Below are 14,311 nucleotides of genomic sequence, written 5' to 3' on the forward strand. Positions count from 1 at the left end.
CTCGGCAATGTCCGGAAAGGTCATCGGCGAGGGCTATCAGGTCATCGGGTACGCACAAAACTGGCCAGCGAACGCTGCAGGCAGGCCTGCATATAGGCCAGCTGGCTCTCGAGCACTTCACGCGCCAGGCACTGGTCCTCATAGTCGAGCTGCAATCGGCGCAGCGCCAGGCAACTGGTCTGCAGCAAGCGGGACACCCGCAGGCAGGCTTCCTGCAGCTCGCCCAGGTCGTCTTTAGCATCGCCCACCTTGCCCATCAGGTGGTAAAGCTTGGCGTCGGCCGAGTCGCGCAACACGCTGTACTGGGCAAAGTCCAGCACCACGCCTTCCTGCACTTTGTCTACTGTGGGTTGCAAGTCCAGTGAACGTAACAGCGCTTGCATATCACCCTTCATCAACTGCTCCCTGCCTGGCCACTCATTCGATGTGGCGCCACGCTAGCAAGCGGTCGAGTGAAGCGGCAACTGGCAGAAATGCCAGTTGCCAAGCGGCGTCAGGCTGGCGAACTGATTGCGCGCAAGGTCATCAGGCCTGCCAACGGCCACTCCCCTTCCAGCTCCGCCAGGCTGGCGGTGCTCATGGGCGCCGGTTGCTGCACATGGCCATGCTCAAGGGCACAGACCAACGCCCCCACCAGCGGCTGGTGGCTGACCAACAGCACATGCTCCAGGCCGAGCTTTTCGATTTCACCGATCACCAGCTGCACATTGCTGTCCGGCGTCAGCCAGGCCACGGTGCGCACTGGCGCGGGGAAATCCAAGGTGTCATGCACCAGCGCTGCCGTTTGCTGGGCACGGACATAAGGGCTGGCGATGATGGCCTGCAACGGCTGCCCAAGCAGGCGCGCGGCACTGTGCAGCACCTGCTCGCGGCCATGGCTGGTCAGGCGGCGTTCGGCGTCGCTGTTGGCCCGAGGCTCTGCCTCACCGTGGCGCAGCACCCACAGCTTCACAGCTTGGGCTCTTCGTCACGCACCGGGTGCGGCGCGGGTGCCACAGCATGGGGCGCCTCACCTTCCGGGGCGCGCGGGGCTGGCCAGTCGGCGAATGGCCAAGGCTTCTGGTCGCTGTGGAAGCTGCCGAAGCGGCCGATCTGCGCCAGGTACTGGCTGAGGCTATCGCCGAAGTTCATCAGGCTGGCGCTGGGGGCGCCGTAGATCAGGCGGTAGATCAGCTGTACCAGCACCAGGCCGCCCAACAGCAGCTCGGCCAATTGCCAGACCACCAGGAACACCAACATCCACAGCACCCGCAGGATGATCGACTCGCGCTGGGCGCGTTCGGGCGTATCGTTCATGTGTCGCTCCTTGTTCGGGCCGAAGCCGCTGACGGCTTAATTAAAACCACTGATAGAAATGAAATCGACGTCGGTCTTGGGCTCGGCGCGCATCAGGTGCTCGATCACCTGGTTCAAGGTACGGCCCTCGAACAGGATGGCGTGCAGGCCCGCCACCAGCGGCATGTACACCTGAACTTCCTGCGCCTTGGCCTTGAGCACCTTCAGGGTGTTCACCCCTTCGGCCACTTCGCCCAGGCGATTGACGGCCTGCTCCAGGCTCAGGCCTTGGCCCAGGGCGTGGCCGACCTGGTAGTTGCGGCTCTTGGGCGAGGAACAGGTAACGATCAGGTCACCGACACCGGCCAGGCCCAGGAAGGTCATGGGGTTGGCACCCTGGCTCACGGCGAAGCGGGTCATTTCGGCCAGGGCACGGGTGATCAGCATGCTCTTGGTGTTCTCGCCCATGCCCAGGGCCACGGCCATGCCGGCAATAATGGCGTAGACGTTTTTCAGTGCCCCGCCCAGTTCGACCCCGAAGCGATCGGCACTTGCGTAGACGCGGAAGGTACGCCCGTGCAATACGGCCTGCACCTGTTGGCAGAGTTGTTCGTCTTCGCTGGCGACCACGGTGGCGGTCAGCGCATGTTCGGCGATCTCGCGGGCCAGGTTTGGCCCCGACAGGACGCCGATACGGGCTTGAGGTGCGATTTCTTCGATGATCTGGCTCATCAGCTTGAAGCTCTGCGCCTCAATACCCTTGGTCAGGCTGACCAGGCCCTTGCCGCGCAACAACTCGGCATGGGGCGCCAACACGCTGCGCAAGGCGCTCGACGGCAAGGCGACGAACACCAGGTCGCAGGCCTGCAAGGTGGCCAGCAGGTCGTTGACCGGCTCTACGCCGTCGTGCAGGCGAATGCCTTTGAGGTAGCGTGGGTTCTCGCGGTTGACACGCATGGCCTCGGCCTGCTCGGGGTCGCGCATCCATTGGCGCACCGGCACACCGTTTTCCGCCAGCAGGTTCGCCACGGCGGTGCCGAAGCTGCCGCCTCCCAGAACTGCAACAGGCTGCTGTTCAGTCATATCTAATCCGTTAAAGCCAAAAGTTAAGTGGCGACGCTGCATTATACGGTGCGTATTCGACAGGGCCAGTGCCAGCGCCTACGAAAGGGCCGGCAAGGAAACCCAGATCACTGGCAAAAGCCCTGCGGTCGGTTAACATGCCTGTTTCATCCCTGAAACAAGGTCGTACCGTGTTCCCAGGCACGCCTCCTTACCCGCGTCTTCTGCTTCTGACTGCCCTGCTCGGCGGCCCGGCCATGGCCGACGATCTGTTCATCGACAACGCCGACCTGCCGCAGGTTCTGACCGCCACCCGGCTCAAACAATCCCCGGCAGCGGTCCCTGGCAGCATGACCGTGCTCGACAGTGAGCTGATCCGCGCCAGCGGCGCCCGCGATATCCCCGAACTGCTGCGCCTGGTGCCGGGCATGATGATCGGCTACGGCGTCGGCAACCAGCCGACGGTCAACTACCATGGCAGCAACGTCAACGATGCGCGGCGCATGCAGGTGCTGATCGATGGCCGCTCGGTGTACCGCGCGGGCCTGGCGACGGTGGACTGGAGCGACATCCCCCTGGCCATGGAAGACATCGAGCGCATCGAGGTGTTCCGCGGCCCCAACACAGTCAGCTATGGCGCCAACGCCTTGATGGCCGTAGTCAACATCCTCACCCGCAACCCGGCGGACAGCCATGGCACGCGCCTCAAGGTCACCCGCGGCGAGGATGGCATCAACGATTTCTACGCCAGCCATGGTTTTGGCTGGGATGGCGGCGACATGCGCCTGTCGGTGTCCGGCCAGCAAGACGATGGCTTCGATCAGGACCAGTACGGCCAGGACTACCGTGACAGCCGCCGCCTCACCCGCTTCAACCTCAGCGCCAGCCACACCCTGGCCCCCGACCAGACCCTGGAATGGCAATTGGCGGCCAAGGAAGGCAGCAACCAGCGCCCCTATACCTACCAGCCGGTGTTCCCCTACGTCACCGAGCGCGGCGACAACACCGACGCCAACGCCAAGGATTACGCGGGTTCGGTACGCTGGAACATCGACTTCAACCCCGAGCACAGCCTTTACGTCCAGGGTTCGGCCCAGCACTTCGACCGCCAGCAAGTCTGGCGCGCCTGCGATGCGGCGCTGTCGTTCAGCCCAGAGCTGACCCGCCTGTGGCAGTTGAACCCGAACTTTGCCGAGCTGGTGGCGCGCGGCGCAAACGATCCACCGCGCAGCAGCAACCCCGAAGAACAGGCGCTGGTCGATGCCATCAAGGACCAGTGGAACAACCAAGGTGGCCGCGATGTGGTCTGCGGCGATGTCGACCAGAGCACCCGCGAAACCCGCTACGACCTGGAAATCCAGGACACCCTGAGCCTGACCGACAGCCTGCGCCTGCTCAGCGGCATGAACTACCGCTATGATCGTGCCGACTCGCAGACGTACTTCAATGGCAGCCTCGTCGACCAGACCTGGCGCCTGTTCGGCCAGTTGGAATGGCGGGCCGACGAACACTGGATCATCCAGGGCGGGGCGATGTTCGAAGACGCGCGCCTGTCTGGCAGTTCGCTGACCCCACGGGTGGCGGTCAACTACTTGATCACCCCGCGCCATGGCCTGCGTGCTGTCTATTCCGAAGCGGTACGCTCCCCCGACATGTTCGAGAACAACGTCAACTGGAGCTACACGGTCAAAAACCTCAACCCCAGTGCGTTTGGCCAGCCGCACGGTGAGTATTTCGTCAAGACCCGCGGCCCGGGCGACCTCGAGCAAGAGCGCATGCGCTCGCGCGAACTGGGCTACAACGGCTATTTCAGCGACATCGACCTGAGCATGGATGTGAAGCTGTTCTACGACGAGATCACCGGAATGATCAGCGAGCCTTTGAAGAACAACCAGTACATCGCCAGCAACAGCAACAAGGCGCGCTTTACCGGCAGCGAGGCGCAACTGGACTGGCGCCCCACCCTGCGTGACCGCCTGCGCGTGACCTACGCCTACGTCGACGCCTGGGCCAGCAACCCCGACGACCGCCGCCTCAGCGCCCGCAACAGCGGCTCGGCGGGCTGGATGCGCGAGTGGGGCGACGGCTGGTCGAGTGCGCTGTTCTACTACGGTGACGATGCCCTCAACCAGTACCGCTACGAGCGCCTGGACCTGCGCCTGGCCAAGCGCTTCCGGGTACAGGGCAGCAACCTTGAGCTGGCGGCGCTGTGGCAACAACGCCTGGACGATGAGCCCACGACTGCGCTGCAAAACCGCTACGACAGCCGCCACCGCCTGAGTGTCAGCGCGGAGCTGGAGTTCTAATGGCCCGCTTGCTGCGCGTGCTGCTGCTTTGCCTGTGGCCCCTGGGGCCGCTGTCCGCCGGTGAAATCTTGCTGGTCGGTGGCGAGGATCAGCCCGGCATTCGCAGTTTCGTCGCCGCATTCGAAAGCCATCGCCCGCATGATCGGGTGCGCTTCCAAACCACTGCCGACTTGCCCCGCCCAAGCCAGCTCAAGGCCGATCAACGCCTGGTGCTGCTTGACAGTGCCGCGCTGGACTGGCGCCTGAGTGAAAACGCCGGGCCACCAGCATTGGCCATGCGCGTCAGCCGAGTACAGGCTGAACAGCGCCTGGGAAAGTCGCGCCCCCCCTTCCTGACGCTGCTGTGGAGCGACCCGCCCCTGGCCCGGCAACTGCGCCTGGCGCGCTACCTGCTGCCTCAGGCGCAACGCATCGGTGTGCTTTACGGTAGGCAAAGTGCCTTTTTGCTCGATGAACTGCGCCATGCCGCCCGCCCGCTGGGCCTGGAGATCATTGCCCAGGACTGGCCCGACCAACGTGACAGCCGGCCCTTGCAACAGCTGTTAGGCAACAGCGATGTACTGCTGGGCCTCGACGACCCCGCTCTGTACAACCCCAAGACGGCGAAAAACCTGCTGCTCAGCAGCTACGGCCGGCAAATGGCGTTGATTGGCCCAAATGCCGGCTTCGTTCGCGCAGGCGCCCTGGCCAGCACCTACAGCGACCAGGACGACTGGCTGGCCGTGCTCGACCATTTGCTCGACCAGCCACCCGCGCGCTGGCCGCGAAGCCTTTACCCGGCGCGCTACGGCGTCAGTGGCAACCAGCAGGTAGCACGCGCCCTGGGCCTTGAACCGATCGACCCGAACGCCGCTGCCAAGGCCCTGGCCGAAGGAGAATCCACCCCATGAGCAGACGCCTGAGCTGGGACATCCACACCCGCACCCAGATCATCAGCCTTGGCCCGGCCCTGCTGCTGACCTTGCTGCTGATCAGCTTCTTTACCTTCGTGCGTATCCAGGACTTGCGCCAGGAACTCAACCACACCGGCCAACTGATCGCCAACCAGCTGGCGCCCGCCTCCGAATACGGGGTTATCTCGGGCAACAACGAGGTGCTCGAAGGGCTGATGCGCGCCACCCTGAGCATTCCGCACGTGCGCTTTCTCGAAGTGCAGGACAGCCGCAACCACATCCTGGTCTACGTCGAGCAGTCCGACGAAAGCGCCAACCGCGCACAGCAGGTGGAAGTGTTCCAAGCGCCGATCCGCCTTCAGCAAATTCGCTTGGACACCGACTTCCTGCAGCCCGGCAACACCTCCACGCCGGCCATTGGCGACGACTACCTGGGGCGGGTGATCGTCGGCATGTCCGATGACGCCTTCAGCCAGCGCCAGCAGGAAATCGTCATCAAGGCGGGCATCCTGGCCTTGTTCGCCCTGCTGTTCACCTTCCTGCTGGCCCGCCGCCTGGCCATGAGCCTGGCCAAGCCGATCAGCGACATGGGCCACGCGGTCAAGGCCATTCAGCAAGGCGAGTACAACACGCCCCTGCCCGTGGTGGATGACAGTGAACTGGGCCATCTGGCGCACCACATCAACAACCTGGCCAACGCCCTGGAGCAAGCCAGTGACGAGCAGAAGCGCGCCATCGCCCAGTTGACCCAGGCACGCGAGGAAGCCGAACAGGCCAACCGGGCCAAGTCGGACTTCCTGGCGATGATGAGCCATGAGCTGCGCACCCCCATGAATGGCGTGCTGGGCATGCTGCAATTGCTCGAAACCACACCGCTGACCAGCGAGCAGGCCGAGTACACCGCCGTTGCCAGCGAGTCCACCGGGCACCTGCTCAAGGTCATCAACGACATTCTCGATTTCTCGCGCATCGAACGCACCGCACTGGAGCTGGAGCGCATCGACTTCAACCTCGGCGAGCTGATCGCCAGCAGTGTCCAGTCGTTCCAGCACAGTGCCCAGCAACGTGGCCTTGGCTTGCACCTGAACATGCCGACGGGCATCGAGCACCTGAACGTGAACGGCGACCCCACGCGTATTCGGCAGATTCTGCTGAACCTTGTCGGCAATGCCCTGAAATTCACCGAGCAGGGCCAGGTGCAGGTCGAAGCGCGCTGCCAGGTGCTGGACCGCCAACTGCTGTGGTTCACCTGCAGCGTACGCGACACCGGTATCGGCATCGACAGCGACCGCCTGGAAATGATGTTCGTCGCCTTCCAGCAGGCCGACAGCTCGATTTCCCGGCGCTATGGCGGCACTGGCCTGGGCCTGTCGATCGCACGTACGCTGGCCGAACGCATGGGCGGCAAGCTGCGCGGTGAGAGCCGCGAAGGCCTGGGCTCGACCTTTACCCTGGAAATGCCCTTGGCCCTGGCCGCACCGGCCCAGGCGCCACTGCCCGGGGCGGTGCGTGAACAGCGCCCACTTACCGGCAGCGAGCGGGTGCTGCTGGTAGAGGACAACCCGGTCAACCAAAACGTCATCGAAGCCATGCTGCGCAGCCTGGGGCTTGAGGTCAGCGTGGCGGCAGACGGTATCCAGGCGGTCGAACAGGTCAGCCAGCAACCGTTCGCCGCCATTCTGATGGACTGCCGGTTGCCGAACCTGGATGGCTATGAAGCCACCCAGCGCATCCGCCTGCTGCCAAACGGCATCCACGTGCCGATCATCGCCTTGACCGCTAACGCCTTGCAGGGCGACCGTGAGCGTTGCATGGCCGCGGGCATGGACGACTACCTGAGCAAACCCTTGCGCCGCACCGAGCTGCAGCGGGCGCTGCAACGCTGGTTACCCGGTCAGACAACCGCGACTGGCGATAAATGCTAAAGTGCGGCAGTCTTAAGGACTGGACAGGACGTTCTTCGGACCTGAAAATAGACGTTTCAGTGAACACCTGTACTTCTTTCGCCAGGTGCACTGTGACTTTCACCACAACGCAATAGTCTACCTGTAGGCTGCCGCCCCGGAGTCATCGCTTTTCGGGCCGGCCGGGAAGATTCATCCCCTGCCGCAGGGGGTTATTGAGGAGCTCGCATGACCAAACAACACGCCTTTACTCGGGAAGACCTGCTGCGCTGCAGTCGCGGTGAGCTGTTCGGCCCAGGTAATGCGCAACTGCCCGCGCCGAACATGCTGATGGTCGATCGCATCACCCATATCAGCGAAGAAGGCGGCAAGTACGGCAAAGGTGAATTGGTCGCCGAGCTGGATATCAATCCGGACCTGTGGTTCTTCGCCTGTCACTTCGAAGGCGACCCGGTGATGCCGGGCTGCCTGGGCCTTGACGCCATGTGGCAGCTGGTCGGTTTCTTCCTCGGCTGGCAAGGCCTGCCGGGCCGCGGCCGTGCGCTGGGTTCGGGTGAAGTGAAGTTCTTCGGCCAGGTATTGCCGACCGCCAAGAAAGTCACTTACAACATTCATATCAAGCGCGTCCTGAAGGGCAAGCTGAACATGGCCATCGCCGATGGCTCGGTCAGCGTCGACGGCCGCGAGATCTACACCGCCGAAGCCCTGCGGGTCGGCGTGTTCACCTCCACTGACAATTTCTAAGGGTTATTCGCATGCGCCGCGTCGTTATCACTGGTCTGGGCATCGTATCGTGCCTGGGCAATGACAAAGAGACCGTCACCGAAAACCTGCGTAAAAGCCGTCCGGGTATCCGTTTCAACCCGGAATACAAGGAAATGGGGCTGCGCAGCCAGGTTTCCGGGTCGATCGACCTCAACCTTGAAGAACTGATCGACCGCAAGGTCTACCGCTTCGTCGGCCACGCCGCGGCCTACGCCTACCTGGCGATGCAGGACGCGATCAAGGACGCCGGCCTGACTGAAGAGCAGGTTTCCAACCCGCGTACCGGCCTGGTTGCCGGCTCCGGCGGCGCCTCGACCCTGAACCAGATGGAAGCGCTGGACACCCTGCGCGAGAAAGGCGTTAAGCGCGTCGGCCCATACCGTGTTACCCGCACCATGGGCAGCACCGTTTCGGCTTGCCTGGCCACGCCGTTCAAGATCAAGGGCCTGAACTACTCGATCTCCTCCGCCTGCGCCACCAGTGCACACTGCATCGGCACCGCGCTGGAGCAAATCCAGTGGGGCAAGCAAGACATCGTCTTCGCCGGTGGTGGTGAAGAAGAGCATTGGAGCCAGTCGTTCCTGTTCGATGCCATGGGCGCCCTGTCGACCAAGCGCAACGAAACCCCGAAACTGGCCTCGCGCGCCTACGACAACGACCGTGATGGCTTCGTCATCGCGGGCGGTGGCGGCATGGTGGTGGTCGAGGAGCTGGAGCACGCTCTGGCCCGTGGCGCCAAGATCTACGCCGAAATCGTCGGCTACGGCGCGACCTCCGACGGCTACGACATGGTTGCCCCAAGCGGCGAAGGCGCCATCCGCTGCATGCAGCAGGCGCTGTCCACCGTCGACACCCCGATCGACTACCTGAACACCCACGGCACCTCGACCCCGGTCGGTGACGTTGCCGAGATCAAAGGTGTTCGCGCCGTGTTCGGCGACAAGGCACCGAAGATCAGCTCGACCAAGAGCCTGTCGGGCCACTCGCTGGGCGCCGCTGGCGTGCACGAGGCGATCTACTGCCTGCTGATGATGGAAAACAACTTCATCGCCGGCTCCGCCAACATTGACGAACTGGACCCGGAGGTCGCCGACCTGCCGATCCTGCGTCAAACCGAAGAAAACGCCAAGATCGATACGGTCATGAGCAACAGCTTCGGCTTCGGCGGCACCAACGCTACCCTGGTGCTCAAGCGCTGGGAAGGCAAGTAAGGCCTTGATGCAGTAATGAAAACGCCCCGACTGGTTCGGGGCGTTTTCTTTTGTGTTACCTAGCCTTGGGCAACACAGCCAGAAAATTATCTTTGGCCACCTTGTGCGCCACCGCCTCCGGCAACGCATCCAGAAACGGCTTGAACCCGTGCATCTGCTCGCCAAGGCTCCCAAACTTGCCCACCACATCCGACCCGAGCATGAACCGCTCCGGGTAACGCTCTACCAACGCCACCCAAGCCTTGCGCGGCACACCCTTGTCATCCAGCAGATAAGGCTCGAGCACGCTCCACGACAGGTCGACATACAGGTTCGGGTAATCCTCCAACAAGCGCGTCAGCACCGGCAGCAGAAAGTCCATCTGCGTCTGATGCCGATGAATTTCCATGCTGCTGCCAGCATGCGCCCAGATGAAACGCGTGTGCGGGTGATTGCGCAGCGGCTCTTCGATTTCGGCTAGGTACAGTGGGTTGCGTTCACGCTTGGAGGTGATGTTGGAGTGCAGCAGCACTGGCAAGTCCCGCTCGGCCGCCAGGTGATAGATGCGGGTCATGGCCTCGTTGTTGGCGCGCGGGGTGTCACCGCTGGTCAACGCCGTCAGGTCGTCGTGGCGGGTGAACACCTCACCAATGCCCTGCCAGAGCCCAGGGTAGAGATCGAGCATGCGCTCGATATGGCTGACCGCGTTCTTGTCCACCGGGTTGAAGCCGGTCAGAAACGGATGAAAGCGCTTGCGCTGCGCTGCGGGCAGTTCTTGCACCGCTGCCGCCACGTAGGTATCGGTCGCGCTGTACCAATAGGCATCGGCGTCGTCCCCGGCGTAGTAGCGCGGGCGCTTGGGTTCGTCCTCATGCCATTTCTTGGCCACTGGAATACCAGAAATCATCGACTGCTCGATGCCGGCTTCATCCATGGCCTTGATCAAGGCCGGCATGCCCTCCGTCTCCTGGAAAAAGTCGACGTAGTGCAGGTGGGCGTCACTGTAGCGGTAATCACGCGCCTGCGCCGACAGGCACACCCCTGCGCACAACAACGCGCCAGCCAGCATTCTGGCGATCATGGGCAGCTTCCTTCTCCTGGTTCGAACAGGGTAGACCGACCGCCAAGCGCAGCAGTTCAGCCCTGCCTGGCAAACCGCTATGCTTGGAGCACCTGCAACCTGCCTGGAGCCCCTCATGAGCAGCCCCCTGGTCATCCGCCCACGTGCCGAGTCGGTCGAGGGCCAGCCGATTTTTCGCCCGCTGCCCTCGGCCCAATGCCGCAGTGTCGGCCCTTTCGTGTTCTTCGACCATATGCTCGAAACGGACTACGCCCCAGGCCATGGCATGGACATACGCCAGCACCCGCATATCGGCCTGTCGACGCTGACGTACCTGTTCGAAGGCGAGATCCTGCACAAGGACAGCCTCGGCTCCGAACAGCACGTGAAGCCGGGCGATGTCAGCTGGATGACGGCAGGCAGTGGCGTGGCGCATGTCGAGCGCACCCCTGCCAGTGCGCTTGCCCGAGGCTCGCGGCTGCATGGCCTGCAGGTGTGGCTGGCGTCACCCCGCGCGCTCGAACAAGGCACGCCCCATTACAGCCATCACCCGGCGGCTAGCCTGCCGGTGAGCGATAACCTCGGTGTGCGCATTTGCATGATTGCGGGCAGTGGCTTCTGCCTGGAATCGCCGGTGCCCGTGCTCTCCCCTACCCTTTACGCGCATGTGCAGATGCAGCCCGCCACTGCATTGCGGGTACCTGATGAGCCAGTGCAACGGGCGCTCTACCTGCTGGATGGCGAGTTGATGCTCAATGATGAGGAGGTTGAGCCATGCAGCCTGGTGGTGCTGCCGGAGGGTGAGCAGGTGACGTTGTATGCGGAGGGTGAGTGCCAGCTGGTGTTGATCGGCGGCGAGCCACTGGATGGGCCGCGGCGGATGAACTGGAATTTCGTGGCGAGCGATCCGGCCTTGATCGAGCAGGCCAGGGTGAGATGGGCTGCGGGGGATTGGCCTACGGTACCGGGAGAGACCTCGCGTATCGAGTTACCCAGATAAATGGGGGGCCGCTTTGCGGCCCAATCGCTGGCAAGCCAGCTCCCACAGGTGCGGCGCTCGACTTGGAGGCTACACAGTTCGGGTGGGAGCCGGCTTGCCGGCGAAAGGGCCGCGCAGCGGCCCCCATGCACGGTCAGCGCTGGAACACTTCAGTCAGCAGATTGTGCATCGAGCGGAACGCCCGCTCCGATGTCTTGCGGTCGTACTGCATCTTGCCCGGTACATTGGCATTCGGGTCAGTGAACGAGTGCACCGCACCACCGTAGCTAAGCAGCTGCCAGTCGACCTTGGCCGCGTTCATCTCCTCCTCGAACGCCGGCAGTTGCTCCTTCGGCACCAGCGGGTCCGCTGCGCCGTGCAACACCAGCACCGAGCCCTTGATACGCTTGGCATCTTCAGGGTTCGGGGTGTCCAGCGTGCCATGGAACGACACCGCCGCCCTCAGGTCGGCGCCCGTGCGCGCCAGCTCCAACGCACAGCAACCGCCGAAGCAGAAGCCAAAGGTGGCCACCTTGCCAGGCTCCAGCAGTGCCTTCGACTGCGCCAGCAACTGCGACAGCGCTTCATTCATGCGCTTGCGCAGCTCGGCGCGGTCGTTCTTCAGCGGCATCATCGCCGCCCCTGCCTCGTCGGCATTGGACGGCCGCACCGACTGCCCATAGAGGTCGGCAATCAGCACCACATAGCCCTTCTCGGCCACTTCCTTGGCAATGCGCTCGGCACCTTCGCCAATACCCATCCAGTTCGGCGCCATCACCAGGCCAGGCTTAGGTAGCGCACCGGGCTCATGGACCAGACGGCTTTCATACGTTTTGCCGGACAGGTGATAAACCAGCGATTCGACGATTACCTTGCTCATCAAGCACTCCTTAAGGCTTCACCATGAAAAAAGCCCGCCGAAGCGGGCTTTCCTTTGCATCAACTCAAGCAGATAGCTCGACCAGCAGCTTGTTCAGGCGACGAACGTAGGCCGCCGGGTCTTTCAAGCTGTCACCGGCCGCCAGGGCCGCCTGATCGAACAGGATGTGCGACAGCTCGGCGAAGCGGTCTTCGCTCTGCTCGTTATCCAGCTTCTCGATCAGCGGGTGGGTCGGGTTGAACTCGAAGATCGGCTTGGAATCCGGCACCTTCTGCCCGCTGGCTTCGAGGATCTGACGCATCTGCAGGCCCAGGTCCTGTTCGCCGATGGCGAGGATAGCCGGCGAGTCGGTCAGGCGGTGGGAAACACGCACCTCGGCAACGCTTTCACCCAGCGCGCCTTTCAGGCGCTCGACCAGCCCTTCTTTGTCCTTGGCGACTTCTTCCTGGGCCTTCTTGTCTTCCTCGGAGTCCAGCTTGCCCAGGTCCAGGTCGCCGCGGGCAACGTCGACGAAGCTCTTGCCGTCGAACTCGTTGAGGTAGCTCATCAGCCACTCATCGATACGGTCGGTCAGCAGCAGCACCTCGATCCCTTTCTTGCGGAAGACTTCCAGGTGCGGGCTGTTCTTGACCTGCGCGTAGGTCTCGCCGGTGAGGAAGTAGATCTTGTCCTGGCCTTCCTTGGCGCGGGTCAGGTAGTCGGCCAGGGCGACGCTCTGCTCTCCGCTGTCGTCATGGGTGGAGGCGAAGCGCAGCAGGCCTGCGATCTTCTCTTTGTTGGCGAAGTCCTCGGCCGGGCCTTCCTTCAGCACTTGGCCGAAGTTCTTCCAGAAGCCCTTGTACTGCTCAGGCTCGTTCTTCGCCAGTTTCTCCAGCATGTCCAGCACGCGCTTGGTCAGCGCGGTCTTCATCGAATCGATGATCGGGTCTTTCTGCAGGATCTCGCGCGACACGTTCAGCGACAGGTCGTTGGAGTCGACCACGCCTTTGATGAAGCGCAGGTACAGCGGCAGGAACGACTCAGCCTGGTCCATGATGAACACGCGCTGCACATACAGCTTCAGGCCACGCGGTGCTTCACGCTGGTACAGGTCGAACGGCGCGCGGGCCGGCACGTACAGCAGCGAGTTGTATTCGAGCTTGCCTTCAACCTTGTTGTGGCTCCAGGCCAGCGGGTTTTCGAAGTCATGGCCGATATGCTTGTAGAACTCCTGATACTCCTCGTCCTTGATCTCGGTACGCGGACGGGTCCACAGGGCGCTGGCGCGGTTGACGGTTTCCCATTCCTCGGCTGGCTGTTCTTCGCCTTCGGCAGCGGCTTGCTCCTTTGGCAGCTGGATCGGCAGGGCAATGTGGTCGGAGTACTTCTTGACCAGGTTGCGCAGGCGCCAGCCATCGGCGAACTCCTGCTCGTCCTTCTTCAGGTGCAGGACGATGCGGGTACCGCGCTCTGGCTTGTCGACGGTGGCGACTTCAAACTCGCCCTCGCCTTTCGACGACCAGTGCACACCCTCGGAGGCTGGCTGGCCAGCGCGACGGCTGTAGACGTCGACCTTGTCAGCCACGATGAAGGCCGAATAGAAGCCCACACCGAACTGACCGATCAGGTGCGAGTCCTTCTTCTGGTCACCGGTGAGGTTCTTCATGAAGTCGGCGGTGCCGGACTTGGCGATGGTACCCAGGTGGGTGATGACGTCTTCGCGGCTCATGCCGATGCCGTTGTCGTCGAGCGTGATCGTACCGGCGTCCTTGTCGAAGCTCAGCCGAATGCGCAGATCCGCGCCGCCTTCGAGCAGGTCCGGCTTGGCCAGGGCCTCGAAACGCAGCTTGTCAGCGGCGTCGGAGGCGTTGGAAACCAGCTCACGCAGGAAGATTTCCTTGTTGGAATACAGCGAGTGAATCATGAGGTGCAGCAGCTGCTTTACCTCGGTCTGGAAGCCCAGGGTTTCCTTTTGTGTTTCCACACTCATGGTCTTCAAAACTCCGATCAGATGACAG

Annotated in this window: 13 protein-coding genes; 6 read left to right on the forward strand and 7 right to left on the reverse strand. The window is 62.9% G+C overall.

Going from position 1 to position 14,311, the window contains the following annotated elements; translation table 11 throughout:
* Window positions 1-41: 41 nt before the first annotated feature.
* The 4 genes from ACMCNM_RS21485 to ACMCNM_RS21500 form a co-directional block, all read right to left on the reverse strand.
* Window positions 42-383, reverse strand: coding sequence for a hypothetical protein (locus ACMCNM_RS21485; RefSeq protein WP_186680887.1), 342 nt, complete (start codon window positions 381-383; stop codon window positions 42-44).
* Between the two features lie 110 nt (window positions 384-493).
* A complete protein-coding gene (sixA, locus tag ACMCNM_RS21490) occupies window positions 494-952 on the reverse strand; it encodes a phosphohistidine phosphatase SixA (protein WP_412765371.1) in 459 nt (152 codons plus the stop codon).
* Complete coding sequence (locus ACMCNM_RS21495; protein ID WP_085272571.1) at window positions 949-1,296, reverse strand: DUF4389 domain-containing protein; 348 nt, start codon at window positions 1,294-1,296, stop codon at window positions 949-951. Before ACMCNM_RS21495 ends, sixA begins: the two co-directional genes overlap by 4 nt.
* A gap of 36 nt (window positions 1,297-1,332) precedes the next feature.
* Entirely contained in the window at window positions 1,333-2,358 is a 1,026-nt protein-coding gene (locus tag ACMCNM_RS21500; RefSeq protein ID WP_027592857.1) for an NAD(P)H-dependent glycerol-3-phosphate dehydrogenase, read from the reverse strand.
* A 137-nt stretch (window positions 2,359-2,495) separates the two neighbouring features.
* Between ACMCNM_RS21500 and ACMCNM_RS21505 the strand changes: the two genes are divergently transcribed.
* The 5 genes from ACMCNM_RS21505 to fabB all read left to right on the forward strand — a co-directional run bounded on the left by ACMCNM_RS21505 (window position 2,496) and on the right by fabB (window position 9,416).
* Window positions 2,496-4,643 (forward strand): TonB-dependent receptor plug domain-containing protein, encoded by a 2,148-nt coding sequence (locus ACMCNM_RS21505; RefSeq protein WP_412765372.1) that lies wholly within the window; start codon window positions 2,496-2,498, stop codon window positions 4,641-4,643.
* The gene (locus ACMCNM_RS21510) at window positions 4,643-5,533 is read left to right on the forward strand and encodes an ABC transporter substrate-binding protein (RefSeq protein WP_186703920.1); all 891 of its coding nucleotides are present in this window, start codon (window positions 4,643-4,645) and stop codon (window positions 5,531-5,533) included. The genes ACMCNM_RS21505 and ACMCNM_RS21510 overlap by 1 nt, the downstream gene beginning before the upstream one ends.
* The gene (locus ACMCNM_RS21515; protein WP_027592860.1) at window positions 5,530-7,461 is read left to right on the forward strand and encodes an ATP-binding protein; all 1,932 of its coding nucleotides are present in this window, start codon (window positions 5,530-5,532) and stop codon (window positions 7,459-7,461) included. Before ACMCNM_RS21510 ends, ACMCNM_RS21515 begins: the two co-directional genes overlap by 4 nt.
* A gap of 207 nt (window positions 7,462-7,668) precedes the next feature.
* A complete protein-coding gene (fabA, locus tag ACMCNM_RS21520) occupies window positions 7,669-8,184 on the forward strand; it encodes a 3-hydroxyacyl-[acyl-carrier-protein] dehydratase FabA (protein ID WP_027592861.1) in 516 nt (171 codons plus the stop codon).
* 11 nt (window positions 8,185-8,195) lie between these two features.
* Window positions 8,196-9,416: a beta-ketoacyl-ACP synthase I gene (gene fabB / locus ACMCNM_RS21525; protein WP_412765373.1), complete on the forward strand. Its 1,221-nt coding sequence runs from the start codon at window positions 8,196-8,198 to the stop codon at window positions 9,414-9,416.
* Window positions 9,417-9,471: 55 nt separating this feature from the next.
* Here the strand turns inward: fabB and ACMCNM_RS21530 are convergent, their stop codons facing one another.
* Entirely contained in the window at window positions 9,472-10,476 is a 1,005-nt protein-coding gene (locus tag ACMCNM_RS21530) for an amidohydrolase family protein (protein WP_186680723.1), read from the reverse strand.
* Between the two features lie 115 nt (window positions 10,477-10,591).
* Between ACMCNM_RS21530 and ACMCNM_RS21535 the strand changes: the two genes are divergently transcribed.
* Window positions 10,592-11,455: a pirin family protein gene (locus tag ACMCNM_RS21535; protein ID WP_186680721.1), complete on the forward strand. Its 864-nt coding sequence runs from the start codon at window positions 10,592-10,594 to the stop codon at window positions 11,453-11,455.
* A gap of 133 nt (window positions 11,456-11,588) precedes the next feature.
* On the opposite strand, the gene ACMCNM_RS21540 is transcribed toward ACMCNM_RS21535, so the two are convergent.
* Both ACMCNM_RS21540 and htpG read right to left on the reverse strand, forming a co-directional pair.
* Window positions 11,589-12,314 (reverse strand): dienelactone hydrolase family protein, encoded by a 726-nt coding sequence (locus ACMCNM_RS21540; protein ID WP_186682537.1) that lies wholly within the window; start codon window positions 12,312-12,314, stop codon window positions 11,589-11,591.
* A 64-nt stretch (window positions 12,315-12,378) separates the two neighbouring features.
* Complete coding sequence (htpG, locus tag ACMCNM_RS21545; protein ID WP_412765374.1) at window positions 12,379-14,283, reverse strand: molecular chaperone HtpG; 1,905 nt, start codon at window positions 14,281-14,283, stop codon at window positions 12,379-12,381.
* Window positions 14,284-14,311: the final 28 nt, after the last annotated feature.

This window comes from Pseudomonas sp. NGC7 (genome assembly GCF_047159675.1).
Taxonomy (GTDB): Bacteria; Pseudomonadota; Gammaproteobacteria; order Pseudomonadales; family Pseudomonadaceae; genus Aquipseudomonas; species Aquipseudomonas kermanshahensis.

What these genes read in the sequence shown, in the direction of transcription:
- htpG (WP_412765374.1), bottom strand. Translation starts at nt 14,283, where the DNA reads ATGAGTGTGGAAACACAAAAGGAAACCCTGGGCTTCCAGACCGAGGTA.
- ACMCNM_RS21495 (WP_085272571.1), bottom strand. Translation starts at nt 1,296, where the DNA reads ATGAACGATACGCCCGAACGCGCCCAGCGCGAGTCGATCATCCTGCGG.
- ACMCNM_RS21535 (WP_186680721.1), top strand. Translation starts at nt 10,592, where the DNA reads ATGAGCAGCCCCCTGGTCATCCGCCCACGTGCCGAGTCGGTCGAGGGC.
- ACMCNM_RS21510 (WP_186703920.1), top strand. Translation starts at nt 4,643, where the DNA reads ATGGCCCGCTTGCTGCGCGTGCTGCTGCTTTGCCTGTGGCCCCTGGGG.
- ACMCNM_RS21515 (WP_027592860.1), top strand. Translation starts at nt 5,530, where the DNA reads ATGAGCAGACGCCTGAGCTGGGACATCCACACCCGCACCCAGATCATC.
- fabB (WP_412765373.1), top strand. Translation starts at nt 8,196, where the DNA reads ATGCGCCGCGTCGTTATCACTGGTCTGGGCATCGTATCGTGCCTGGGC.
- ACMCNM_RS21530 (WP_186680723.1), bottom strand. Translation starts at nt 10,476, where the DNA reads ATGATCGCCAGAATGCTGGCTGGCGCGTTGTTGTGCGCAGGGGTGTGC.
- ACMCNM_RS21540 (WP_186682537.1), bottom strand. Translation starts at nt 12,314, where the DNA reads ATGAGCAAGGTAATCGTCGAATCGCTGGTTTATCACCTGTCCGGCAAA.
- ACMCNM_RS21485 (WP_186680887.1), bottom strand. Translation starts at nt 383, where the DNA reads ATGCAAGCGCTGTTACGTTCACTGGACTTGCAACCCACAGTAGACAAA.
- ACMCNM_RS21505 (WP_412765372.1), top strand. Translation starts at nt 2,496, where the DNA reads ATGCCTGTTTCATCCCTGAAACAAGGTCGTACCGTGTTCCCAGGCACG.
- ACMCNM_RS21500 (WP_027592857.1), bottom strand. Translation starts at nt 2,358, where the DNA reads ATGACTGAACAGCAGCCTGTTGCAGTTCTGGGAGGCGGCAGCTTCGGC.
- fabA (WP_027592861.1), top strand. Translation starts at nt 7,669, where the DNA reads ATGACCAAACAACACGCCTTTACTCGGGAAGACCTGCTGCGCTGCAGT.